The 25,039-nt window shown below is 40.9% G+C and carries 23 protein-coding genes; 12 read left to right on the plus strand and 11 right to left on the minus strand.

From position 1 onward, the window contains the following. The first annotated feature begins 32 nt into the window (after window positions 1-32). Genes ACH11B_RS18870 through ACH11B_RS18880 form a run of 3 tightly spaced genes read left to right on the plus strand, consistent with a single transcriptional unit; the run spans window position 33 to window position 3,906 of the window. Window positions 33-2,039: a BamA/TamA family outer membrane protein gene (locus ACH11B_RS18870; protein ID WP_377609034.1), complete on the plus strand. Its 2,007-nt coding sequence runs from the start codon at window positions 33-35 to the stop codon at window positions 2,037-2,039. Between the two features lie 20 nt (window positions 2,040-2,059). After that, entirely contained in the window at window positions 2,060-3,151 is a 1,092-nt protein-coding gene (locus ACH11B_RS18875; RefSeq protein WP_041387498.1) for a histidine kinase, read from the plus strand. A gap of 8 nt (window positions 3,152-3,159) precedes the next feature. Continuing rightward, the gene (locus tag ACH11B_RS18880; RefSeq protein ID WP_377609031.1) at window positions 3,160-3,906 is read left to right on the plus strand and encodes a LytR/AlgR family response regulator transcription factor; all 747 of its coding nucleotides are present in this window, start codon (window positions 3,160-3,162) and stop codon (window positions 3,904-3,906) included. Here the strand turns inward: ACH11B_RS18880 and ACH11B_RS18885 are convergent. Beyond that, entirely contained in the window at window positions 3,903-4,439 is a 537-nt protein-coding gene (locus tag ACH11B_RS18885) for a 5' nucleotidase, NT5C type (protein ID WP_377609029.1), read from the minus strand. The genes ACH11B_RS18880 and ACH11B_RS18885 overlap by 4 nt on opposite strands. Before the next feature lie 87 nt (window positions 4,440-4,526). On the opposite strand from ACH11B_RS18885, the gene ACH11B_RS18890 reads away from it, so the two are divergent. Together ACH11B_RS18890 and ACH11B_RS18895 are read left to right on the plus strand one after the other, a co-directional pair. Next, window positions 4,527-5,276, plus strand: coding sequence for a DeoR/GlpR family DNA-binding transcription regulator (locus ACH11B_RS18890; protein ID WP_130857751.1), 750 nt, complete (start codon window positions 4,527-4,529; stop codon window positions 5,274-5,276). A gap of 258 nt (window positions 5,277-5,534) precedes the next feature. Beyond that, window positions 5,535-5,714, plus strand: a complete 180-nt coding sequence (locus ACH11B_RS18895) for a histone H1 (RefSeq protein WP_013666669.1) — start codon at window positions 5,535-5,537, stop codon at window positions 5,712-5,714. Window positions 5,715-5,959: 245 nt separating this feature from the next. Here ACH11B_RS18895 and ACH11B_RS18900 read toward each other — a convergent pair whose 3' ends face one another. From ACH11B_RS18900 to ACH11B_RS18915, 4 genes are read right to left on the minus strand one after another with little or no spacing between them, the layout of a single operon-like run. Further along, window positions 5,960-7,186, minus strand: a complete 1,227-nt coding sequence (locus ACH11B_RS18900; protein ID WP_013666670.1) for an ABC transporter permease — start codon at window positions 7,184-7,186, stop codon at window positions 5,960-5,962. 23 nt (window positions 7,187-7,209) lie between these two features. After that, a complete protein-coding gene (locus ACH11B_RS18905) occupies window positions 7,210-7,956 on the minus strand; it encodes an ABC transporter ATP-binding protein (protein ID WP_013666671.1) in 747 nt (248 codons plus the stop codon). After that, complete coding sequence (locus tag ACH11B_RS18910) at window positions 7,956-9,128, minus strand: efflux RND transporter periplasmic adaptor subunit (protein ID WP_013666672.1); 1,173 nt, start codon at window positions 9,126-9,128, stop codon at window positions 7,956-7,958. Before ACH11B_RS18910 ends, ACH11B_RS18905 begins: the two co-directional genes overlap by 1 nt. A gap of 23 nt (window positions 9,129-9,151) precedes the next feature. Further along, the gene (locus ACH11B_RS18915; RefSeq protein ID WP_377609027.1) at window positions 9,152-10,486 is read right to left on the minus strand and encodes a TolC family protein; all 1,335 of its coding nucleotides are present in this window, start codon (window positions 10,484-10,486) and stop codon (window positions 9,152-9,154) included. Between the two features lie 248 nt (window positions 10,487-10,734). On the opposite strand from ACH11B_RS18915, the gene ACH11B_RS18920 reads away from it, so the two are divergent. Beyond that, window positions 10,735-11,787 carry a sensor histidine kinase gene (locus tag ACH11B_RS18920; RefSeq protein ID WP_377609025.1) on the plus strand — a complete coding sequence of 351 codons (1,053 nt, stop codon included), beginning with the start codon at window positions 10,735-10,737 and terminating at the stop codon, window positions 11,785-11,787. Next, a complete protein-coding gene (locus ACH11B_RS18925; RefSeq protein WP_377609023.1) occupies window positions 11,784-12,518 on the plus strand; it encodes a LytR/AlgR family response regulator transcription factor in 735 nt (244 codons plus the stop codon). The genes ACH11B_RS18920 and ACH11B_RS18925 overlap by 4 nt, the downstream gene beginning before the upstream one ends. Before the next feature lie 7 nt (window positions 12,519-12,525). Here the strand turns inward: ACH11B_RS18925 and ACH11B_RS18930 are convergent, their stop codons facing one another. Together ACH11B_RS18930 and ACH11B_RS18935 are read right to left on the minus strand one after the other, a co-directional pair. Further along, a complete protein-coding gene (locus ACH11B_RS18930) occupies window positions 12,526-13,200 on the minus strand; it encodes a response regulator transcription factor (RefSeq protein WP_013666676.1) in 675 nt (224 codons plus the stop codon). Continuing rightward, window positions 13,197-14,798 (minus strand): sensor histidine kinase, encoded by a 1,602-nt coding sequence (locus ACH11B_RS18935; RefSeq protein ID WP_377609021.1) that lies wholly within the window; start codon window positions 14,796-14,798, stop codon window positions 13,197-13,199. The genes ACH11B_RS18930 and ACH11B_RS18935 overlap by 4 nt, the downstream gene beginning before the upstream one ends. Window positions 14,799-14,980: 182 nt before the next feature. Here ACH11B_RS18935 and ACH11B_RS18940 point away from each other — a divergent pair, with 182 nt between their 5' ends. Both ACH11B_RS18940 and ACH11B_RS18945 read left to right on the plus strand, forming a co-directional pair. Continuing rightward, window positions 14,981-16,372 carry a DUF4270 domain-containing protein gene (locus ACH11B_RS18940; protein WP_377609019.1) on the plus strand — a complete coding sequence of 464 codons (1,392 nt, stop codon included), beginning with the start codon at window positions 14,981-14,983 and terminating at the stop codon, window positions 16,370-16,372. A 6-nt stretch (window positions 16,373-16,378) separates the two neighbouring features. After that, window positions 16,379-17,377 (plus strand): kelch repeat-containing protein, encoded by a 999-nt coding sequence (locus tag ACH11B_RS18945; protein ID WP_013666679.1) that lies wholly within the window; start codon window positions 16,379-16,381, stop codon window positions 17,375-17,377. Window positions 17,378-17,476: 99 nt separating this feature from the next. Here ACH11B_RS18945 and mgrA read toward each other — a convergent pair whose 3' ends face one another. Together mgrA and ACH11B_RS18955 are read right to left on the minus strand one after the other, a co-directional pair. Next, the gene (gene mgrA, locus ACH11B_RS18950; RefSeq protein ID WP_377609017.1) at window positions 17,477-18,508 is read right to left on the minus strand and encodes an L-glyceraldehyde 3-phosphate reductase; all 1,032 of its coding nucleotides are present in this window, start codon (window positions 18,506-18,508) and stop codon (window positions 17,477-17,479) included. Between the two features lie 116 nt (window positions 18,509-18,624). Next, a complete protein-coding gene (locus tag ACH11B_RS18955; RefSeq protein ID WP_377609015.1) occupies window positions 18,625-19,533 on the minus strand; it encodes a L,D-transpeptidase in 909 nt (302 codons plus the stop codon). A 187-nt stretch (window positions 19,534-19,720) separates the two neighbouring features. Between ACH11B_RS18955 and ACH11B_RS18960 the strand changes: the two genes are divergently transcribed. Beyond that, window positions 19,721-20,857, plus strand: coding sequence for a putative sensor domain DACNV-containing protein (locus ACH11B_RS18960; RefSeq protein WP_013666682.1), 1,137 nt, complete (start codon window positions 19,721-19,723; stop codon window positions 20,855-20,857). Between the two features lie 208 nt (window positions 20,858-21,065). On the opposite strand, the gene ACH11B_RS18965 is transcribed toward ACH11B_RS18960, so the two are convergent. After that, window positions 21,066-21,821 carry a Ku protein gene (locus ACH11B_RS18965; protein ID WP_013666683.1) on the minus strand — a complete coding sequence of 252 codons (756 nt, stop codon included), beginning with the start codon at window positions 21,819-21,821 and terminating at the stop codon, window positions 21,066-21,068. 223 nt (window positions 21,822-22,044) lie between these two features. Between ACH11B_RS18965 and ACH11B_RS18970 the strand changes: the two genes are divergently transcribed. Then, the gene (locus ACH11B_RS18970) at window positions 22,045-22,266 is read left to right on the plus strand and encodes a DUF2795 domain-containing protein (protein ID WP_013666684.1); all 222 of its coding nucleotides are present in this window, start codon (window positions 22,045-22,047) and stop codon (window positions 22,264-22,266) included. A gap of 72 nt (window positions 22,267-22,338) precedes the next feature. Here the strand turns inward: ACH11B_RS18970 and gdhA are convergent, their stop codons facing one another. Beyond that, the gene (gene gdhA / locus ACH11B_RS18975; protein ID WP_377609013.1) at window positions 22,339-23,679 is read right to left on the minus strand and encodes an NADP-specific glutamate dehydrogenase; all 1,341 of its coding nucleotides are present in this window, start codon (window positions 23,677-23,679) and stop codon (window positions 22,339-22,341) included. Between the two features lie 201 nt (window positions 23,680-23,880). On the opposite strand from gdhA, the gene dinB reads away from it, so the two are divergent. Then, window positions 23,881-25,038, plus strand: coding sequence for a DNA polymerase IV (dinB, locus tag ACH11B_RS18980; RefSeq protein WP_130857741.1), 1,158 nt, complete (start codon window positions 23,881-23,883; stop codon window positions 25,036-25,038). Window position 25,039: the final 1 nt, after the last annotated feature.

Here is a 25,039-nt window from a genome sequence, read left to right on the forward strand (position 1 = left end):
CGGTTTCCATGCTGTGAATTAACATATTTTACATGATTTTTTCGTTGAGTTTAAAAAAAGAAGTTATAAAACAGATTGCTTGTTTCCTACTCGCACTCATCAGTGTCTTTACGGTACATGGCCAAAAGGCAATCACCTTGCAAGAGCGTGTCAATCCTACGTTGTCCCTTTCCGTGAGCGAACTACCCGACCGGATCTTATTTCAGGACATGCGTACAAAGGCTATAGTGAATGAATTATTGGTGCCTGGAAGAGGTGTAGGCGGTTTGTTGACCTTTTCGCCGGACGGACAGTTTTTGGTAGCCTCGGGGAATGACGGACTAACCACAATTTACGCACTAAGTAGAGATACCATACGCCGGCTTGCGCGGCTTCCTTTTAAAACGAAATTGGCTGCTTTTAGCCCTGTAAAAAAAGAATGCGTATTTGTTCATTCCGTGAAAACTTTTAATGCAAAAATGACCAAGTATGATACAAACACATGGAAAGCGATTGCGACTAGGAATATTGCATCCGACATTAATGCGGTCGGTATCAGTTACGATGGTAAGTTGATTGGATTTACAAACAATCGGCTTATCCAGTTATTAGATTACGAGTCGCTAACCAAAATAAACGTTAACTGGGAAAAAGAAAAGCAACGCTTATTGATCTTCCATCCCAACAAGCAAGAAATAGCAAGTGTAACGGCAGAAAATAACATACAGATTCGCGATTTTCAAGATACCTTAATTCGGGAAATCAAAACAGGCTCATCAAAAATTACTTGGTTGGGTTACGATCGTGTCGGCGAAAATATAGTTAGCGTTGATGTGGACGGTCGCCTATCCATTTGGAATCCCGTTCAAAAAAACAAGGAGCAAGAACTATCAAATATTTTTACTCCTCCAGGTTTTACTAAAGATAATAATATACTCATAAAAAAAGAACAAGGTTGGACAACAGTTCCCATAGACATAGAAGCTTCACAGGAAATACATGATCGCTTGTCTTCTTCTAAAAACCATGAAGGGAAAAGGCTGAAATTTTTGCCACAACCCATCATTGGGTTCAAGCGAGAAGCAGGTTTTATTGTAGGTGCGGGCGCTACGATGATTTGGTACCCAAAGACCGGTCATGCTTCCCGATTTTCACAACCAACCATCTTTGCTCCAATTGTCACTTACGGCTTCAATGGAAAGCAATTAGCAGTGGGCGCTTATATGGAAGCTTACTATAAAGAAAAGTGGTATTTTACGAACAATTTCTTGTTTACAAACAATGCAAAAAACTATTTTTTCGGCATTGGAAGAGAAAGCAACGATCGTCATAAAACGGCCTATGTTTCGGACAATTTTGTGTTAGAAGGATCGGTGAGCAGGATTTTATCCGATCAGTTCTTTGTAGGAATTAACTATAAATTGAGAAAAGATAATGAATTGGATTTTGAGGAAAAGCCCTCGTCCAATTTTCACGGCGGCCAAGGAGGTTGGCTTTTTGGTATCGGTCCTACCCTACGCATGGACAAGCGAAATGATGTTCTATTTCCCACAAAGGGAAGTAGGTTAGAGATTAATTATTACTGGTTTAATCAAGAAATTATCAGCGATTATCAGTATCAGGAATTGAAATTTGATTATCGGAAATTTATACCTGTAGATTGGCTTGTACAAGGCGATGTATTAGCTTTCCAAGGAATGTTTAACGCAACGTGGGGAGGTGAAGCTCCTTTTTATCAGCTGCCTTATATAACCGCCGATAGAGCATTTAGGGGCGTTTGGCGAAATTTATATATCGCAGAGCAGGTGTTTAGTGTGCAAGCGGAGTATCGATCTTACTTTTCGAGCGCCGACCGTCGCTTTGGATATGCCATTTTCGCCGGTTTGGGAGATGGTGCAAAAAATTTCTTTAAAGATTACAAAGCCTCCATTAAGGCATTCTATGGTGTTGGCTTTAGGCAACAGCTTATTCCAAGATATCGATTGTATACCCGTGTCGATTTCGGTTTAACAAGTAAGGGCGATTTTGGCGCTTTTGCGGGCACCGGTGTTGCGTTCTAAAACGAAATTTTAAGGAAAGGATGATGCAGCAACTTAAAATATTGATTCACAAGCAGTGGAAACGTTTTGCTGTTCTTTCCCTGTTTGGTGTATTTTTATACTGTTTTGTTTTTTTTATTTCTTATGTGTCTAATCCGCAGGAGGCGGTATTTTACTTTGGTAGACGCTACGGTTTTGTTATAAATGCCATCCTTTTTATAACAGAAAATGTATTGTCGTACTTTTTTCTAATTTTTTATATTATACTTCCGGTTATTCGCGAAGGAAAATGGAAAAAACCAATCCTCTGTTTTATTATCCTCTACCTTATTAAATTTAGCTATGGATATTTTGATTCTTTGGAAACCAACTCCATGCATTCGGTTCGTCATATACAAGACTCCAAAACACTCATTCCGGAAGATAGCTTTGCATGGTTTATGCTATGGTTCATTGTGTTTTCCATTTTTGATATACTCATTTGCATTGGCGCGTCTTTAACCATCGAGTGGTGGCATCGGAAAAGGCAGCAAATAGTTTTAGAAAAGCAAAGGGCACAGGCCGAATTGAGCGCTCTTAAACATCAGATTAATCCTCATTTTTTATTCAATTCCTTAAGTTTTATTTATTCAAAGAGTATTCGACTCGATGAAGATCTGGCCAAGGCTGTATTGTTGTTGTCTGATATTATGCGCTATGCTTTAACCGTAGAGGAAGATAAGGAAGGAAAGGTGGTGCTCGAAAAAGAGATTGTACACTTGCAGAACATTATTGAAATTAACCAGAAAAGACTCAATAATCGACTGAATATTAAGTATGACGATCAGGTGAAGAATAAGCAACTCAAGGTTATCCCGTTAGTTTTGATAACCTTGGTAGAAAATGCGTTTAAACATGGCGATTTGTTGGATGTTAAATATCCACTGGAAATCAACTTGTTAGAGCAAGACCAACATTTCTTTTTCTCCATAAAAAATAAAAAGGGAGAAGGACGCAAGGAACTTTCGAATGGTATAGGCTTAAGTAATATCCGGCAGCGGTTACATTTAATCTATGGAGATAAACATCGATTTGTAGTGCAGGAAGATAAAGCGACATTTTCCGTATTATTGCAAATTCCGATCGAACAATAGTTTTAGCCATGATAAAAGAAGAGACCCGCCAAAGGATGAGCTGCTTTATAATTGACGATGAAGAACACGCGATTGATCTTTTAACACATCATATCGGAAAAGTTCCATTTCTGGAGCTAGTTGGCTCGTCTACGGAGCCAGTGAGCGCTTTGTCGGCAATCAAAGCAAAGCCGGTTGATCTACTTTTTTTGGATGTGCAGATGCCCTACCTTACCGGAATAGAGTTACTTAACGTCCTAAATATGGATGTACAAGTTGTTCTCACAACAGCTTACACGGAGTATGCACTCGCGGGCTATGAATTTGCGGTTGTTGATTATTTGCTTAAACCTATTTCCTTTGACCGATTTTTGCAGGCTGTTAATAAAGTTCAAAATCATCAAGATAACAAAAACGAAGTTGAACTACCAGGTAGTCCGTACCTCTTTATAAAAACAGATCGCAAAGGAAAACTATTTAAAATAGACGTAAGTAAGATTGTCATCATTGAAGGACTTAAAAACTATATTTCTATCTATTTAGATCATGGCGAACGAATCATTGCATTCATTACCATGAAGGAAATAGAAAGGCATTTAAGCAAAACGGCTTTTATGAGAATTCATAAGTCCTATATTATCGCACTAAAGCATGTTCGTGCGATAGAGGGAAACCAAATTAGGTTAGCTTATTATCCTCAAAGAAGTATTCCTATTGGAAACATCTTTAAGGACGCTTTTTCAGCTTGGCTAGATAAAAAGACCTTGTCTCGTTAATTTGTAGGGACTACGTCCAGTATATCAAGTATTTCCTGCCAATTATTAGCGCGAAGATGATGGGTTATACCGGCATTATGACCAGCGCTAAACAAAATGGGTTTTCCTTTGCAGAAATCCAGATTCTTACAATAGTCATCAATCATAAAGTCGGTATCAATAATACTTTTGTCTCCGCAAAAAATGATGTTGTGCCAGTGAATAAATGGAAAATGTTCAGCAAGCCATTCCTTCTTTTCAAATAGAGAAAGTGGAAATTCCATCGCGGCAGAAACAATGTAAACTTCATATCGCTTCTGAAGCCTCCTTACAGCTTCCACTGCTCCCGCCATTACCGGTATCGTTCTAAAAAAACCCGGTGTATAAAGGTATTTAAATATAGATCCGTTTGGCAAAGCTTCCGCCTCGGGGACATTATGGAAGATGTCCTTCGTTAAACGCTTTCCATATTCCTGCTCATAATAATGTAAATACTGACTTTCCGTGTCGGCTAAGACGCCATCCATGTCAATAGCAATTGATTGTTTTTTCATATATTGCAATTTAATGCAACAAAAATACATAATGTTTGCAATTTATTGCAATATATTTTTATTAACTTTGCATTAAATTGCAAAAAGATGATCAAAGCAGAAAGGCAACAGCGATTAACGGAGCACATAAAGAACAAACAGTCGGCGCAACTGAAGGAGTTAAGTGAGTTACTAAATGTTTCGGAAGATACCGTGCGGAGAGATATCAAGGAGTTGTCCGACCTAGGGATTGTGAAAGCTGTGCGGGGAGGTGCCATTGCTCACTCGCCGGTTCCCCATCACTATCGCGATCGGGAACATTTACAACTGGAACAAAAGCGATTAATTGCTGAAAAAGCGTTAAATTTTATTGAGGATGGACAAGTAGTGTTTTTTGACGGGGGAACATCAAGTTTGGCGGTGGCCGCTGCCCTCCCCCCCGAGCGGAACATTGTTGTTGTTACAAACAGTTTTCCCATTGTCAACGCATTGGAGGATCACCCCTTAGCAGAAGTTATATTTTTAGGGGGGCGTTTAAATAAAGGTGCCTTTACGACTGTCGGTGCTGATACCGTAGATGCGATTCGTACGATTAAATCAGATCTGGCTTTTTTGGGAATTTGCAGCATTGATTTAGTAGCCGGGATCACTACGCGTGATTATGATGATTGTATTATCAAGCGAAATATTGTAGCCAATGCGAAATATGTAATAGCCTTGTCAACCGTTAATAAAATTGCTACGGCCGAACCTTTTTTCGTAGGACCGGTTCATTCGATCGATTTGATTTTGACCGATGCAGAACTCGACGCCACACTGCAAGCCGCGTTTAAAGATGAAGGCGTTTCTATACAGTAGAACCGATAGCGTATATAAAACGCTACAATAAATGTAATGAAGACTCTTTTGGGATCGGTCATGCCGAATTGATTCCATGACGTTTTATGGCCTATTTTAGATAAATCAATGCATTTTTATTGCTTTTTACCACTTTTTTTAAAAAAAACTGTGTTTTTAGCTCATTTAAAGCGATTTGGTACGAAAAATGTGGTTTGTAGCCCATTAGGGCAAGATCATCTTGTCGTCAAATTATCACTTAAATAAAAAATTACTACAATGGACAAATTTGGAAAGTTAAAAGAGCTTATTAGCTCAGTTGAAGTTGATGCCGACAAATTCTACAACAAAGGAAATGCAGCTGCCGGTACACGGGTACGTAAAGCAATGCAAGAGTTAAAGAATCTTGCCCAAGAGATTCGCAATGATGTTACCTCTATCAAAAATTCGGGTAAATAATCATTAAAAAATTATTACCTATGAAATACCGGAGCCCGAGGAAATCGGGCTTTTTTGTTTTAAGCATTAGGCTATAAGCTTTAGGCAGTGTCGACTATAAGGGCATTGGTACAAGGCCTGCCTACCGGCAGGCAGGCAAGTATCAGGATTTCCTATCCCGTGTCTTATGTCTTATATCCGATGTCTTTTATCTTATGTAGTACCAACGATTCAACAGCTCATCCACCACTAAAAACCCTACGATACTACTCATATCTCAAAGCTTCTATAGGGTCCAGTGCTGCGGCTTTTACCGCAGGATAATAACCAAAAAAGACACCGGTAATAACACAGACAAAGAATGAAATGACGATTGATGATTCGGAAATCAAGATCGGCCAATGAACGAGACTGGATATCGTGAAGGAGGCTATAATTCCAAGTATTGCTCCCATTACACCGCCTGTCATGCTAATAACGACGGCTTCCGTTAAAAACTGCCACAAAATATCCCGGCCACGAGCCCCTATTGACAGCCGTAATCCAATTTCCCGTGTACGTTCTGTAACCGATACATACATAATGTTCATGATACCAATTCCGCCAATGAGAAGTGAGATACCGGCTACTGCAGTCAATAAGGAGGTCATCATGCCGCTTGTTGAACTGAGCATTTGTATAAGTTCGGCCATGGTGCGTACTTCAAAATCATTTTCAGTACCTTCCCGAATACGGTGATTTTCTCTTAAGACGGTTGTGATATGTTCCATTGCTTGATTTGACAAAGCTTCGTTCGGTGTTGCTGCATAAATATTTTGAAGATAGGTTGTAGCCAAGATACGTTTCATGACGGTTGTATAAGGAGCAATGATGATATCATCCTGGTCCTGTCCGAAAGTATTTTGCCCTTTTGCATTAAGTACACCAATAATCTGAAAAGGAATTTTTCCAAAACGGATAATCTGGCCCACAGGATTCTCGTTTTCTTTGAACAAATTATCAACAACGGTTTGGCCTATTAAACAGACCTTGGCAGAAGCCTTCACTTGTTCTTCCGTAAAGTTTGATCCATCCTTTATACTTAATTGGCGTATCTGTAGGTAGTCGCTGGAAACACCTTGTAGCGATGTTGGCCAGTTATTGGCTCCCCGAATTGCCTGTCCGCTACTGGAAACACCAGGTGAAAGCGCGTTAATTTCACTTACCTCCTGCTTGATCTTGTTAACGTCGCTAAGGGTGAGCGATTGCACACTGGCTGCGCCTAGACGAACACCGCCCGGCATCGGACTGTTGTTGTAAGGCATAATCGTAATCATATTAGAACCCATGCTTGAGAAGGTATTCTGTATACTTTGTTTGGACCCTTCGCCAATAGACATCATGGTAATCACAGCGGCGACACCAATGATAATGCCCAGCATGGTAAGAAAGGCTCTCAGTTTATTCCTTTGAATCGCCCGGAGCGCTATGCGTAATAAATTGACGTAATTCATAAATTGAATTTTCTGCAAATGCGTTAATAATCATCATTTGTCGGTAAGGCAGCCAAGGCCTCTTTAGCGGAACGAATCGCTGTATTTGGCGTATCGCGTTGAATCTTTCCATCCCGCAATAGGATGGTTCGGCTGCTGAACGATGCAATGTCAGGTTCATGTGTGACGAATACAATGGTCTTTTGTTGCTCTTGATTCAACTCTTGCATTAAGGTCATAATTTCGTACGAGGTCCTCGTATCGAGATTTCCCGTTGCTTCATCTGCTAAGATCATCACAGGCTCATTCACTAAAGCTCGGGCAATAGCCACACGCTGTTGCTGCCCACCTGAAAGCTGGCTCGGCGTATGATCATACCGGTCTTGCAGTTTTACCATTTCCAGTGCATGCATCGCTTTTTCCTGCCGCTCTTTATGAGAAATGCCGGATTGGTACAATAAGGGTAGTTCCACATTTTCCAATGCCGACGTTCTAGGCAATAAATTGTAGGCCTGAAAAACGAAACCAATTTTATTGTTTCTCAATTTGGCTAATTCATCCCGATTTAAACTTTTAACATTAATTCCATCTAAAAAATACTCACCCGAACTCGCTTTGTCCAGGCAGCCTAAGATATTAAGCATGGTGGATTTACCCGAACCACTACTTCCCATGATCGTAACAAATTCACCCGTATTTACATCGAAGTTTACACCTTTCAAGGCACGTACCACCTGCGATCCGACGAGAAACTCTCTTTTCAGATCCTTAATATTTAATATCGCTGCCATTATCGTCTTCTCCTTGGTGTCGGCAAGAAAGGGTTTGACCCCATATTTTCCGGTGTACCTTGTCCGGTACTCACAATAGCTGTTATAATGCTATCTTTGGCGCCTACCCCTCCTTCTACCTGAACCTTTGTATTATCATTAATGCCTACTTTGATGGCCTGCCTAAACACTTGATTTCCTTTCAGTACCCATACGGCATTCTGGGCCGTATCGGCGGCTTGGTTTTCGATGAGTCGATACGGTGGTGTAACCTGCCCTGGTTCGATGGTGAGTTTCAGGGCACTGACAGGAACTGTAAGTACGTTGCTAGCTTCTTTTGTGTAGATCGTTACTGTAGCGGTCATACCTGGTTTTAACTTCATATCAGCATTACTGGTTTCAATAATCGTTGTGTACGTGACAACATTATTGGAGGTACTGGGTTGTAAACGAATTTCAGAAACTTTGCCTTCAAAAGTTTGATCGATATAGGCATCCACCGTAAAAGTAACACGATCACCCATTTGGACATCACCAATATCGGCTTCGTCTACTTTGGCCTGTACTTGCATTTTGGTAATATCTTTGGCTAAACTGAATAAAGTAGGCGTATTAAAACTGGCGGCCACTGTTTGCCCAACGCTGACACTTCGATTAAGCACAACCCCATCAATTGGTGAATAGATTTTAGTAAAAGATAAATTCTGCTGCGCCGATCGCAACTGTGCCTTAATGCTGTTGACACTTGCCTGCGCCGTTTCATACGAATTAGTTGCCAGATCGTAAGTGGCCTTGCTGATCGCCCCTACTTGGAAAAGCTCCTGTTGGCGATTGAAATTGATTTGCTGATAATTAAAATTACTTTGCGCCTGCGCCAGCTGTCCCTTGATTTGATCAACCGTTGCCTGCATTAAGGTCGGATCTAGCTCCGCTAATAGTTGACCTTTTTTTACCTGCGCGTTGTAGTCGGTATAGATGCTGGCTATAATACCGGAAACCTGCGTTCCCACGGCTACCGTGTCAACCGGCTGAATAGTACCCGTTGAGGTAATGATGGATGCAATGGGGCCTTTTTCAGGCACTGTTGTTTCAAAAGCTACTCCGTTTTCCTTTTTCCTGCCGAAAAAGAAATAAAGTAAAACAGCGAGCATCAAAATCAGGATACCAATAATGATTATTTTTTTACGATTCATATATATAATTCAAGAGTTTGCACTTATTGTTGATTTTCCAAAAAATCGCCCTTGTAGAAATTGAATACATTGAGCGAAAGCATGGCACTATATTTTGCTTGCGTATATGCTTGTAATGCTTGTATGTATAGATTTTTTTGCTGTATATATTCTACTGTATTAGCCGATCCTACACGTAATTCTTCACCTGCTATCCGGTATGCTTCCTTATTATAATTTAACTGTTCGGCGGAGGCATCGTATTGACTATATGCATTCTGCGTGTTGATGTAAGCCTTTTCCACTGTTTGTGAAAGAATAGTTTTTGTATTCAACAGATCAAGCTCTGCTTGTTTAATGGCAATATTGTACTTTGCTACATTGGTTTGATTAACCTTTCTGCTGAACAAGGGGATGGTCGCAGTAATGCCGATTTGTTGATAGAAATTATTGTCAAATTGCCTAAAGGTACCTATATTGGTGCCGTTGTTGTAATTGGTGCCTATCCCGCCATTCAGAGATATAACCGGCAAATAACCCGCTTTTGCCTTTTTGAGATCGAGCTTTGAATTTTCGATATTGAGTAAGCTATTTTTTATCTCGGGCCGCTTGTTTATTGCGTCCTGGATCACTTCATGTAACGAAGGAATGGCTGCAAGGGCAAAAGTCGTATCGGCTTTTACAATATCGAAAGCGCTGTCCACCGGAAGCTGAAGCAATTGTTTCAGGGTAATTTTATCTTGTCTTTCCGCATTCTTAGCACTGGTTAATGTATATTGATCAGAAGCTAGTTGCGCCTGCAATTGAATTAAATCTTTTTTCGCTGCCGCACCGGCCTTATACTGTTGATCCATTTGTTCAGTTTGCGCTTGGGATGTTTGTACCAGGTCCTGCGCATAAACAATGGTTTCTTTATCAAGCATAATGTTGGTATAAGCTTGAATAATCTGTAAGTATAAGTCGTTACCTGCCTCAGAAACGTCCAAATCAGCCATTTCAGTAGCTAATTGTGATTGGCGAATATCGGCTCTTAGGGTTCCCCCATTAAAAAGCGTTACGGAAGAGTTTAAACCCGCACTTCCATTTAAATTGATCGATTTACCGGCATCCCCCTGGGCTGTCCCGTAGTGAGTCGCATTCTGTGAAGCTGAGGCATTTAAATCGGGCAATACAGAAGCTTTGGCACTGATGAGGTTTTGATCCGCACTTTGTTTGGCCAAACGTAAATTATTGAGGGTTATATTATGTTGTTGGGCATAAGCCAAGCATTCTTTTAAAGACCATTGTTTGATATGTGTTTGTTCTTGCTGGGCATTACCAGCCAATGTGCACGATATGAGCGCGAAAAAACTCATATATTTTAACCATCTAATTGCCATATTTCATGTTTTGGAACGGCACAAAAAGACAAGCTTTACGAGATATAAAAAAGCTTTCTAGATTGAAAGGACGGTATGCTCGACAGAAAGTGTTATTTTGCAGATAAAACCAGCATTGTTAAATTGTGTTGTCTAAAAAGGCGTTAAAAGATGATTTTGTCGGTTTGGACGAGAAAATCTGACTCTCTATCGGTTAATCTTTACAGAGTTTGGGATATCCCTTAACATTGTAAGTCAAATGCGAAATAATGGAGAAAGCAAATAGAAGAACACTTGGTATTATTTTTACGCATATTTTGTTGTGGGTACTGTTAGGGTTTACCCTACTCGTTTATCCTCCACTTAGCTGGGGAATTAAGTTACCTGCTGCATTTTGGATAAAGCATGTCAGCATTATCTTTTTTTTCGTTATTATTTTTTACAGTAATTACCTGCTCTTTACCCCTAGACTCCTTTTTAGGAACAAGCGATTGCTTTTTCTTATATGGTTATTGATTGCACTTTTCTTTGGGCAAGGGCTTGCCCTTTTACTTGAAAGATGGCTGGATTTTCAGGTAGTGATGGCGAATGCAAGACAGCGGCCGCCAAAACATGAAGAACTTATCGATGGTTTCACTTTGATGTTCAGTTTACTGGTACTGGGAATAAGTACAACAGTGGCAGCCGTAAGACAATGGCAGCAAGAGGCACGTTTAAAAGACGAGTTGCAGAAACAGCAGATAGCATCCGAACTTTCTTTTCTTAAAGCACAGATCAACCCACATTTTTTCTTCAATACACTTAACAATATTTACGCTTTATCGTTTTCCGATGTGGAGCTCTCCCGAGAGGCCTTGCATAAATTATCGAGAATGATGCGTTATTTGCTATACGAAACAGCGCAAAACGAAACTAGCTTAGTAGAGGAGTTAAAGTTTTTGAAAGATCATATTGAGTTGATGCAATTACGGTTGCATGTCAATAATCAGGTAATCTATAAGGAGCCTGTTTTGTCCCATGATTACAAGATAGCACCGATGCTGTTATTACCCTTTGTTGAAAATGCGTTCAAGCATGGTATTAGTGCAACGAAAGCAAGCGAAATACGGATTGAAGTCTCGGTAAAGGACCAAACTTTACACTTAAAGGTAAGCAATACCTTACAAGAGAAAACAAGCAATCCTTTAGAAGAAAGCGGTATCGGTTTACAGAACACAAAAAGACGTCTTAATTTGTTGTATCCGGGCAGGCATCTTTTAACGATTAACAAAATTGCCAACGATACCATTTATCAAGTCGATTTAACGCTTATATTATCATGAACTTGAATTGCATTGCAATCGATGATGAGCCGCTAGCATTGGGGCTAATTAGCAACTATATTGAGAAAACGCCTTTTTTAACGCTGGTAGGCTCTTATGGTAGTGCAATAGAGGCTTTGGATGTATTAGATAAACTTTCCGTCCAACTGATATTCTTAGATATTTATATGCCTGAACTAACAGGAATGGAATTCTCGAAGTTAATGGCACAATCAAATCAAAAAAGTACCTGTCGAATTGTATTTACAACTGCTTTCAATCAATTCGCTATCGAAGGTTATCAAGTTGATGCGCTTTATTATCTATTAAAGCCGTTCAATTATAATGAGTTTTTACAGGCGGCTAACAAGGCGAAAAGTTACTTTGAATCAATGGAAACGTTACCAGTCGACCAAGATAAAGGTAAAAAAGAGCGTTATCTATACATTAAGTCGGATTATAAACTGATTCGGATTGATTTGAATGATATCGCCTATATCGAATCTATCAAAGATTATGTAAAGATCCATCTGCTCAATAAAGAACAAGCTATCAGTTCGTTAACAACTTTAAAGAGTATCGAAGAACGGCTTCCTGAAGCGGATTTTATCCGCATACATCGTTCCTTTATTATTGCCGTTAACAAAATAGATGCGTTGGGAAGAAATAGTGTATATGTTGGCTCAGCAGAAATACCCGTTGGCGATCTGTACAGAGAGTCGTTTAAAAAATTATTGAACCAATGGGCTTAATTCTCCATTATACAATCATTTTATAACCTACTGCACGAACATTTACGATAGAAATACGATCATCCTTTTGTAAATAGGTCCGAATTCGACTAATAAATACGTCTAAGCTTCTGCCAGTGAAGAAACGATCATGAGGCCATACGGCATGGATAATATCTTGGCGGTGAATGACTTTATTTTTGTTTTCGTAGAGCATTTTGATCAGTTCACACTCCCTGAAAGACAAATTAATTTCCTTCCCTTCCCGATGCTTCAATGTTTGTCGCATACTATCCATGGCATAATCACCGATATGTAAAAAGCGTTTTTGATTTTGCCATTGATTACGTTGTACCAAGGCATTGATACGGACTTTCAGTTCTTCCAGACTAAAGGGCTTACGTAGGTAGTCGTTTGCCCCTAATTCAAAAGCGTTAACAACATCTGCTGTTTGCGTTCGGGCCGTTAGAAATAAAATAGGAGTTTCTGTATCCACTTCCCGTATTTTTTTTGCGATCGCAAAGCCATCCAAACCGGGGAGCATCACATCGAGAATGACGATCTCCGGCTTCATCTGATAAAATAATAAAAGACCTTGCTCCCCATCTGAACAATGGTTCACGTCAAATTCAGCAGATCGCAAATTATCAGCAATAATAAGTCCCAAATCAGTTTCGTCTTCGATTAATAAAAGTGGTATCATATGTTCAGGGGTAAATAAATAGTAAAGGTGGTGCCCTTGCCCGGCGTGCTAATAACCTCAATTTGTCCTTTGTGTTGGGTGATTACTTGTTTTACATAGTGTAATCCCAAGCCAAAACCCTTCACGCGGTGGATATTACCCGTTGGCACTCGATAAAATGGCTGAAAAATATGTTTAATATCGGCAGAAGCAATACCAATGCCGTTATCAGCAATACTCAATACCCATTGCCCATTCTCCATTTTGCTGATTACCCGAATATTGATCGGTTCGACGGTATACTTAATCGCATTATCTAATAAGTTGTTAACGGCATTAACAATATGCATCTTATCAACATTTATTAAGGGTACCTCTTCCTCTATCGATAAGGTGACTTGATGTTGATTGATGAGTTGATGTGTCTCCACCAATTGTAGTAGTAGTTTGTTGGTGTCCACCGGTTCCGGGTGTAAATGCATTCCCTTCTTCTCTCCTACCGCTAAATGCAAAATTTGATCGATAAGGTTCGTAAGGTGCGTCGCCGATCGATGCGTCATTTGCAAATATAGATCGGCTTTTTGCTGATTATCTTTTAACCTCAGCTGTTGCAATGTCTCAGTTGCCGCTAAGACAGTCGCTAGAGGCGTTTTCAGCTCATGCGTCATATTGTTTACAAAGTCGTTTTTTATATCCGCCAGTTTCTTTTGCTTAAAAATGGTGTAAAGCAAATACACAAGACATCCAATCGTAAGGCTTGTAAGTGCAAACGATGAAAGGAGTGCCCATGCCAGGTGCCTAAAAATCCACCAAGTAGGCGTTTTTAGGTATAAGGACAGAAAAAGGTCTTTGGAGGGATCAAGCATCATCGTTGTCGCCTGTATCGGAAAATCAACGATCACTTTTGAATTGGTTTTCCCAAAAGGTACGGAGAAGTGATGACCTCGCAGTGAGCCATTTCGATCTGATCCGGAACGCATAGCTATGCCAAAAACCGGTCTGGTGAGGGTGTGTAGCCTAATCGGTTCAGCAGGTCTCGCCGGTAGCGATCTCGTTACGCTTATGGTGGTCTTTGAGGAACCGCTCATTTTAAATAAGCGAGGCGTTGGCCCAACCATACCGGCGTCAATGCCTTTATCATCCACTCTCTTCGCTTTCAGCGTATCAAGAAAAAATACATTCTGTAAATCCGGACCTAATTTGTTGCGATACCTTTTTTGCAGTGCATGAAAATCCATATGCATGAGAGCAACAGGAAATACCCCTTGCATCGGTAGTGAATCATGTGCAAGCGTATCGTTTGCGGCTATCGCGGTTGCGGGCACACCGCTTATAGCCAGTGCAGCAACTCGATTCTTTTCGTCTGCCTGTTGATAAAACAGCTGCCTAGCCGCGGGAAAGCCGCCTTGTTTTAAAGAGGTATAAGCCTCTGGATAAGCGGATCGAAACTGTAGCTCGCGTTCCTCCTGCATGCTTTCGAAGAGTAGGCGCTCGGCATAAGCAATGAAGTTCTCTTGCTCGTGTTGGTAATTTCCAACAAGCCAAAAACACTGAAACACAATGGTTACTAAACTGGCCAAGGTAATTAATCCCAACAGATAACGGTGTTGTTTAGACATGCATTTTAAAATAAGAATGAGGCAAAATTAAGAGTAACTCAGTGTCAATGGGTTAAGCTTAACTATTTTTAACAATATGTAACAGTATTTAACACTATTCCTGCACACCTTTGCCTCAGTTGAGCAAGCGAGTTTATGTTTTAAGTTCATCTCGCCCTCTTAATTTGATAATCACTTGATTTATGACGATAATAAAACCCGGACTTTTAGGAACGAAGCTTTTTGTTTATTCCTCTTTGATTTTTCTTCTGGTTTCCTGTACGAAAGATGGTACCATTAGCTTGAGCAATACCAATGATAATATCGGCGCAGAAATCGTGGATAGCATTACCGTTCGCACGGCTACCTATCAGCTAGATCCGCTACCCTCCAACGGGCAGGGAGTCCTATTGGTCGGTCATATGAATGATGAAGTAATGGGTAATCTAACGGTCTCCAGTTATTTCCGAATCGGCAATTCGGCCATTAGTAATGTAACTTTACCTGATGACGCGGCTTTCGATTCATTGTCACTTGCCTTGCCGTATCAAGGTTATTATTATGGCGACACTACTTTAACTCAATCTTTTAATCTTCATCGGGTCACGGAAGAGATCGAACTTATTGACGAATCCAATGCTTGGGAGGAAGATGAAAAACCCGTATTTGCCAGCGGTTCTACGCTATTTACGAACAGTGCATTTAGCTACGATGCTATCCCTTTGGGATCTGTCAGCTTTAAACATCGGCCTAAGACTAAAACTTATTCCAAGTCGGATACGGTGTTTGTCAAAGCGAATCAATCATTTGGGGAAGATTTATGGGCAAAAATAAAAAGTGGCAGTAGTCAGGTTAGCAATTCCGAAGAATTTTTGGAATATATAAAGGGCTTTGTATTAGTGCCCACTAGTAAGACTTCTATGTTAACGGCTTTCGCCACCGATTCAATTTTAATGAAAGTCTATTATTCCTATACGCGGAATACAGATGGTAAAAAAGTGCAAGATAGCTTAAATATGAAAGTGGACGATGGCAGCTATCAATTCAATAGCATTAAGGTTGATCGCAGTCAAAGTCTTATCAGCGCATTAAAAGCCGACACCGAAGCTGAGCTGCCCGGCACTGAAACAAAACAGCAGGTTATGTTGCAAGGACTGACCGGTTTGGTTACCAAAATTCAGTTTCCTTATCTCTATGAATTTGTTAACCGGAATGACGTCATTATCAATAAAGCCGAGCTCACCATTGAAACGCCGCCCAATTCACATATACCTTACACACCTCCTCCTAGCTTAAATATGATGCTGGCTGACGAGCATGGTGTGCCCAAATCCTTACTAACCTCCAGTTATGAAACCACTACACAAGTTGCCTATTTGGCAAACGACTTAAGTGGTGGTGTTGGTAATTCAAAATACACCTTCAACTTAACCGAATATGTAAGTAATTATCGAGGGGCAATGGAAGACAAGAAAAGCTCCTTGTATTTAACGATACCTGTAAGTGATCTGCTTACGAAAGTTGACCGGCTATTGATTGGCAAAGGCGATGGTAATTCGCCGATTAAGCTTCGCATATTATATACTAAATACTAATAAAAAATGAAGACTAGATTTATTAAATTGACCATGATGTTTCTCGTGCTGATTACCGCTGCTGCATGCAGCAAGGATCAGGAAGATGATGACGATGAAGAATGGGTACGGGGTGTTGATTTTGACGGACTCCCTAGAAGTGGTGCAGCCAGTTTTATCATTAACGACGATGTTTATATTACAACAGGCTACGGAACCAGCAGTACTCGTTTCAATGATACTTGGGTTTATGATGTGGGAACGGCTACCTGGACGGATCGGGCCAGTTTTCCGGGAGAGGCCCGTAATAACGCCGTTGCCTTTGCCATTAATGGAAAAGGTTATGTGGGATTGGGTACGAATGGAACAAAAATGTTCAATGACTTTTATGAGTATGACCCTCAGCAGGACACCTGGACCCCCATCGCACCTTTTCCCGGTACAGCTCGATATGGCGCGGTAAGCTTTGTAGTCAATAATATCCCCTATGTTGGTTGCGGACAGGATGTTGATGCACAGGATTATAACGATTTCTATACGTATTCGCCGAGTAGCAACAGTTGGACGAAAGTAAACAGTGCGCCGGAAAAAAGAAGTTTTGCCTTCAGCTTTGTGATCAATAATGTCGCCTACCTCGGAGGTGGGACCAATAATAAAGCGTATGTTTCCAGCTTTTATGCCTTTGATGGACAAAACTGGATAGCAAAAGAACCGCTCAGCGGCAGAACGGACGACTATACATATGATTTGCGGCGAAACTTTCCGGCGGTTTTTGTCATCGGTAGCTACGGATTTATAACGGGAGGAACTAATAGCTCTATACTAAGTTCAACCTGGCGATATGATCCGTCGGTTGATTACTGGATTGAACATGACGATTTCACCATAGATGGTGCGTCTTCCCGGCAGCAGGCAGTCGGATTTTCATCGGGTGGTGTGGGGTATGTTGTCGGTGGAAGAAGCGGAAGTACACCATTTGATGATATATGGAAATTCACTCCCGATTTGGTGAAGCATCCGAATTAGTTAGAGTTGAGTGGTTGAATGGTTGAGTAGTTGAATAGTTCGGTGGTTGACTACCAGTACTATTTACCGTTATGACTACTTAACCACTCAACCCATATCTTACTCCAATTCTGCTGATTTTGCCCAAATATTGATGTCGCCGTCTTGTGCATAGCGGTCGATGGCACTCAGCTCTTCTTCCGTAAACGCTAGATTTTCAATAGCGCCGGCGCAATCAATCACTTGTTCCGGTTTACTGGCGCCAATTAAGGCTGACGTCACTTCATCTTTTCTCAACACCCAGGCAATAGCCATTTGAGCCAATGTTTGTCCGCGGGCGGCAGCAATGTCATTCAATGAGCGTATATTAGCCAGATTACGTTCACTTAGGAAATCGGGATTTAAAGACTTATGCTGGCTGGCGCGACTATCCTTTGGAATATCCTTTAAGTATTTTGTTGTCAGCATCCCTTGTGCCAAAGGCGAAAATACGATGGAGCCCATTCCGGTGTCTTCTAACGCTTCCAATAAACCATCCTCCTCAATCCAGCGATTTAGCAGCGAATAACTTGGTTGGTGGATTAGACACGGCGTTCCCAATTCGCGCAATATAGCTGCAGCCTCTCGCGTCCTTTGGGCATTATAGGAAGAAATTCCAACGTACAGCGCCCTGCCGGAACGTACAATGTGATCAAGAGCCATCATTGTTTCCTCCAACGGCGTATTTGGATCGAAGCGGTGCGAATAAAAAATATCGACGTAGTCCAAACCCATACGTTTTAAACTCTGATCACAGCTTGCAATGAGGTACTTCCGACTACCCCATTCGCCGTAAGGACCTGGCCACATATCATAACCCGCCTTAGAAGATATGATCAGCTCGTCACGAAGACCGGCAAAATCTTCTTTCAGAATCCGTCCGAAAGCAAGTTCTGCACTTCCGGGAGGCGGTCCATAATTATTCGCCAGATCAAAATGCGTAATACCTAGATCAAAGGCGGTTTGGCAAATGGTTCTTTTTATGTTATGTGGCGTGTCATCGCCGAAGTTATGCCAAAGACCTAGCGAGATGGCGGGAAGCTTTAAGCCGCTGCGTCCACAGGTGTTGTACACCATCTGTTTGTATCGATCGGGATTTGGAGTCCAATTCATTTTCGTATATTTTATGCTTGTTATGGAAGGCTAATATATCATTTGTTTTATAGAAATGATGTCGTGAAATTGCTCATAATAAAATTAGCATAAAAATTACACGGCCCGAGGCTTGTTTAGATCGAGTCGCGTCGCGAAGCCATCACTTGTTTCCTTTTTTCCTGCTCTTGCAGTATTCGTTCCAGATGCGGTTTAAATTCCTTGACCAGTTGTTCCTCTGTGATGTTAGTGGCTTTCGGATCTTGCAATAACTTAAACCAAGGTTTATCTCCTTCATAGTCGTACGACCCAAAAACAATAACAGGCGTTCCTTCTGCCAATACATGCTGGTCTTTCTCTACGACCCACTGTTCGGCCCAATCATAGAGCCACTTGGCATCATTTTCCAATAAACGTAAACAAGAATGTGAAGCAGGATAACCCGGCATGGTGTACTGATGCCAGCCAATTCCTTCCTTATTCCGGATATTGAAGTTCCATCGAAGGAGCCATTCGTCGTCCGCCGTACTTACATGCTCCTCCGCCTTCCAGTTGGTAAAAGAAAGTCCTGTTTTAGTTGGGTATTTCTTACTGCCCATGCTACTAGGACCCCAACGGATAAGCTGTCCGTTTTCATAAGCGGCAAAAGCCTGAATCGGATAAGAAAAAAACACCATTTTATCAACAGGCTTTAGCTCTTTTACCGTTAAGGGAAAAGGCGTATAGCTATTGATATCAGTTTGTACAGAATCAGGAATAAGCAAGGAATCGACATTATTAAAATTATTGAAATCAATACGGTTCAGTGCTAAAATAACGTGCTGTTGCTGCGCAGTGTACCGTTTTTTAAAACTTTTGAATGCGGTGTCATTATCCTTGATAACGAAAGTTTTATACCCTCCTGAATAAAGGTTAATTTTAGGTGTTTTACGTTCAGGTTTACCTACATCAGTTTGATCGTTTGTTTGTCTATTTTCGCTGCAGGCTATTAGTAGTCCCATAGAAAGGGTTACAAGTATCCAATGAACGTGTTTTGTCATACTCATTTTAATTTGTTTAATTAAGTAACAGCCATTTTGTGAAATTGTGTGAAGGTGTTGTTTATTTGAATAAAGGGTAAGGGAATGATGGGATCATATATATTTGGTTTGACGATTTAAAAAGAACCTTTTTTATTAACTTAAGTAACAAGCTACTATTCGATACTCAGTAAAAATTAGCTAAGTTTGAACTATGATTTCTGAAACTACCTATCTCGCTGCAAAAATGATTTCCGCGACATTGGAAAAGTATTTTGCTGAACAGGCTGAATATCAAATGGGAGCGTCGGAAAAGCGCTACCTTCCGAAGGCTAATATCATTGAAGCCGTCATTGATGCAGCGTTTTGGGCCAGCCTACGACGAGAAGAGGGGTATTCACCAAAAATTTCGATTGCGCTAATGGCTTCGGATAATGTCGTACAGCCATTACGTTTTGCTAATCCGGTACGATTTACCCCCCATAATTTGGTGAAGCTCTCCCCTGCAGTTATTCAACCAAGCATTCATTTGGGCGTTTGGCATGAAGAAGACAATCTGTTTATTTGGGGAACCACTCATGATATTTCCGAATGGTGTTTGGTTTTGGAGGTCATAGAACCGGGACTTTTAGTGGTGAAACATAAAAGGCACGAAGGGTATGGAAAGTTTGTCAACATTGCCGTGCTAAAAGGTGATCAAATTAAAATGGTAGATGAGCGTAATTTAACCTTAAACGGTTATCCCGATTTGCTAGCCTCGCTATTAGGTATGCCGTTACCCGATGCTATTGACGATTCCGTCAATATTTTGGTGGAGTTGGCTGTTGCGATGCGCAGACATAATCGAGGTGGACTATTACTGGTGGTACCCACTCATCAAGATGAATGGAAAGAATCCATTGTACATCCCATCGGTTACTCCATTGATCCGGTGTATTGTGCCCTCGGTGAATTAATCTCAAAACAAGCGGAGGACGAATCGGGAGGTGTTTGGCGAGAGGATATTCTAAGAACGATTGATGTGATCGGTGGATTTACCGCGATAGACGGTGCCACCATTATTACTAAAAATTATGAATTATTGGCCTTCGGAGCGAAAGTAGCCCGAGCAGCGAGAAACGCGCCGGTTCCCAAAGTACTGATCACCGAGCCGGTGGCGGGGCAGGAAGCTGAGATTGTCGATCCGGTAAAGATCGGCGGTACGCGCCATTTGGCAGCTGCGCAATTTGTGCACGATCAAAAAGAGGCTATGGCCTTAGTCGCTTCGCAGGATGGACTTTTTACGGTTTTTGTTTGGTCCGAAACACTGCAAATGGTTCACGCGCATCGTATTGATACGTTGTTGCTGTAGTTAAGGAGATCAGGTGTGAGGTTTTAGGTGTAAGGTATAAGGTATAAGGTGTTAGACATACGTATCAGGTATCAGGTTTTTTCCTGTCTTATGTCCTATATCAATATTAAGCTATAGGCAATAGGCTTTAAGCAACACTATGCAAAAAATTCATCGTTCATCATTCCTGCCTACCGGCAGACACTCATCACTCATTCATATACTCAACCTACCCCAAACTTGCTTTCAATTGTTCCAATAAATCGTTGGTACGCGTGGCCTTCACTTTCATCTTACGTACTTTTGGTCGTTTACCTTTTGCTCTTTCCTTGATAATCTTAAGCAGTTCGTCTGTGTATTCGTCTTTGTAAGCAGAAACATCGAAAGAGGTGCTATGCCTATTCACGAGCTCGAGAGCCATATCGATTTCCGCTTTCGTCAATTTTACATTTTGAGGGATGTTTAGTTCCTCGGGTGAGCGTATTTCCTGTTCAAAGCGAAGCTTATTAAGGATCAGCATATTTTCTTTTGCCCGAATCATACAGAGATTTTCGCCCGCACGCATAACAAAGGTCGCAAGCCCTACCATGCCTGCCTTCTCGAGTGCTTTTACCAATAGATGGTAAGCCTTTTGTCCACCCTTTTGCGGCTCAATGTAATAGGGAGTTTCAAAATACATGCTATCCACCTCTTTTTCCTTTACGAAGGATTGGATATTGATCATTTTATTTTTTTCAGGACTTGCCTCCTCGAAATCCGTATCTTCCAGTATGATATAATTGTCATTCAACATATAGCCTTTGACGATATTTTCCCAAGCTACTTCCTTTCCGGTGTTTTCATTTACCCGTTGATAGCGGACTCTGGAATGATCCTTTCTGTCCAACATGTCGAAGTCCAGTCGACTTTGTTCTGTAGCACTAAATAATTTAACCGGTATATTTACTAAACCAAAGCCGATAGCGCCTGTCCAAATTGCTCTCATATGCTAATTTATTACAATCTTATTACAGGAAAATAACAGTCGAGATTGTGTTAAGTTTGTTATTAATAATGCTTTTAAAATTGTTTGCAAAATCTTATATTCGGGCCAATATTTTTGGAGTATATCAAAAAAACGCAATTATATTTCCATTTGGTTCAGTTTTTGTTTAATGCGTTTTGATTTTATGACAAAAATTTTTGTATAAAAGTATTAAGGAAGAATTATGTATTGGACATTAGAATTGGCTTCGCATCTAGAAGATGCACCATGGCCGGCAACAAAGGATGAATTAATTGATTATGCTATTCGTTCCGGTGCACCAGAAGGCGTATTGGAGAATCTGAATGAAATGGAAGATGATGGTGAGGCATACGAGAGTATCGAAGAAGTATGGCCTGATTATCCTACTAAAGACGATTTCCTTTTCAATGAAGATGAATACTAAGGTTTTATAGGGCGCCGAGATTTGTAATTTTGGATCGGCGCCTCTTATTTCAGGTCATTTTGTCAGTATCGATCAAACTAACCCCTGGGCTAACATCGCATCTGCAATTTTTACAAAACCACCAATATTCGCTCCCTTTTCATAATTGACATAACCATCCTTTTCTTTACCGTATTTGACGCATATACTGTGTATATCATGCATAATTTGCTTTAGACGTTGATCTACTTCTTTACGAGTCCAGGCATAACGTAAGGAATTCTGAGACATTTCCAGTCCCGATACGGCCACACCTCCGGCGTTAGCCGCCTTGCCAGGGGCAAAATAAATATGTTCTTTATTAAAAACGGCGATGGCTGCTGGCGTACAAGGCATATTCGCCCCCTCGGCTACGCAAATACAGCCATTTTTTGCCAATTGTTTTGCATCCTGCTCATCCAATTCATTTTGCGTTGCATTAGGTAAAGCGATGTCACACTTTATACGCCAGGGTTTCTCATTCGGATAGTATTCGCACCCGAATTTTTCAGCGTATTCACTAATTCTTCCCCGCTCCTTGTTCTTTAGGTCCTTAATATAGGCTAAACCTTCCAAGTCAATACCTTTTTTATTGTAAATGAAACCATCCGAGTCCGATAAGGTTAGTACCTTTGCCCCTTCCTCAATACACTTTTCAGCGGCGAATTGCGCCACATTGCCCGAGCCGGAAATGACGACGGTTTTGCCCTTGATCTCCTGTTTCTGTTGTTTCAGAATCTCCTCTACAAAGTAAACCAAGCCATAACCGGTAGCTTCCGGTCGAATTTGACTTCCGCCCCATTCAAAGCCTTTACCCGTAAGTACACCGGTAAACTCACCCTTAATGCGTTTATATTGACCAAAAAGATAACCGATCTCTCTTGAACCGACACCGATGTCGCCCGCAGGAATGTCAATATCGGCTCCGACATGCCGATAAAGTTCTGTCATGAAACTCTGACAAAATTTCATTACTTCATTATCTGATTTTCCTTTTGGATCGAAATCCGATCCCCCTTTTCCGCCTCCCATTGGCAAACCCGTGAGACTATTTTTAAAGACCTGTTCAAAAGCAAGAAATTTCAAAACACTTAAGTTAACTGAACCATGAAAGCGCAAACCACCCTTATAGGGGCCGATGGCACTATTCATTTGTACGCGAAAACCACGATTTATTTCCACTTCGCCCCGATCGTTTAACCAAGGAACCCGAAAGATAATGACGCGTTCCGGTTCGGCTATGCGCTCCAATATCTTAGCGTTTCGATATTTTGGATGTTTTTGCAAAAAGGGAATAATGGTTTCAGCGACTTCCTCAACTGCCTGTAAAAATTCAGCTTCCCCTGCATTTCGCTTTTTGATATCTTCAATAAACTGCTCTTTTGATAGATCCATATAAAAATTTGCGTTAATATAGTTTTAAATGATTGCAGCTGAAATGTAAGGAAATTTTGTCAAAAGCAAAGCAATCATTGAAATTATCGTCGTTTTTTCATCAAAAAGATGATTTTATAGTGAATATGTTAGTTTTTTGATTCCGGTCGAATTTAAAATACTAAAAATATTAGTATATATTTGTGATGTAAAATGAACGAGATGGAGCAAAATAAGCATATCATCCACATGGATCAGGACGCCTTTTTTGTATCTGTTGAGATGCGTAAAAACAGCAGCTTGACGGGAAAGCCTGTTATTATTGGTGGTACGTCTGATAGAGGAGTGGTTACTTCCTGCAGCTATGAAGCCCGTAAATTTGGGGTACACGCAGCCATGCCCTCCCGTATGGCAAAACAGCTTTGTCCACATGCTATCTTCATAAAGGGCAATATGGACGATTACACCAAAGCATCACAGGAGATTACGGCAATTTTGGCAGAGAAAGTTCCCTTGTTCGAAAAGGCGAGCATTGATGAACATTACATTGATTTAACGGGCATGGATCGCTTCTTTGGTTGCATGAAATACGCGCACGAATTGCGACAGTTGATTATAAAAGAAACGGGTTTACCGATATCTTTCGGCTTATCCATTAACAAAACGGTATCGAAGATGGCGACGAATGAATGCAAACCGAATGGAGAACAAGAAGTGCAATCTCGGGATATACGCTCTTTTATGGATCCCCTATCTATAAAAAAAATCCCGGGATTAGGATCCGCTACCTACATCAAGTTGAGTGAAATGGGAGTTCGTTATATTCGCAAGCTTATTGAGATTCCACCCGAGATGATGTTTAAAGCGATGGGACAAGCTGGCCTGACCCTTTGGCACCGGGCAAATGGCGTCGATCCCACACCGGTAGTACCTTATCGAGAGCAACAGTCAATCGGAACACAGCGTACTTTTGCAGCCGATAGTATGAACATCGAAGTGATTAAGGAACTTTTAGTAGCGATGGTGACCAGCATTGCCTATGAGCTTCGACAAAAACATAAGTTAACTGCTTGTATTACCGTTACCATCCGTTATGCCAATTTCGAAACGGTTACAAAGCAGGCAAAAATTGCGTATACCTCGTTGGATCATATATTGATATCGAAAGCCAAAGAACTTTTTGAAGCCGTATACAATCGCCGTATGTTACTTCGATTGATCGGCGTCAAATTATCCCATTTGGTAGGTGGGCACGAGCAGATTCAGCTTTATTCAGCCTCCGAAAAGCATTATAGTTTGTATCAGGTGATGGACAAGGTACGCAATCGGTACGGTGAAGAGGCTATCGGCTTAGCTTCTTCTTTACAGTTGGATTGGTAGT

Source organism: Olivibacter sp. EAT-5, from assembly GCF_044784325.1.
In the GTDB taxonomy this organism is placed as follows: Bacteria; Bacteroidota; Bacteroidia; order Sphingobacteriales; family Sphingobacteriaceae; genus Olivibacter; species Olivibacter oleidegradans.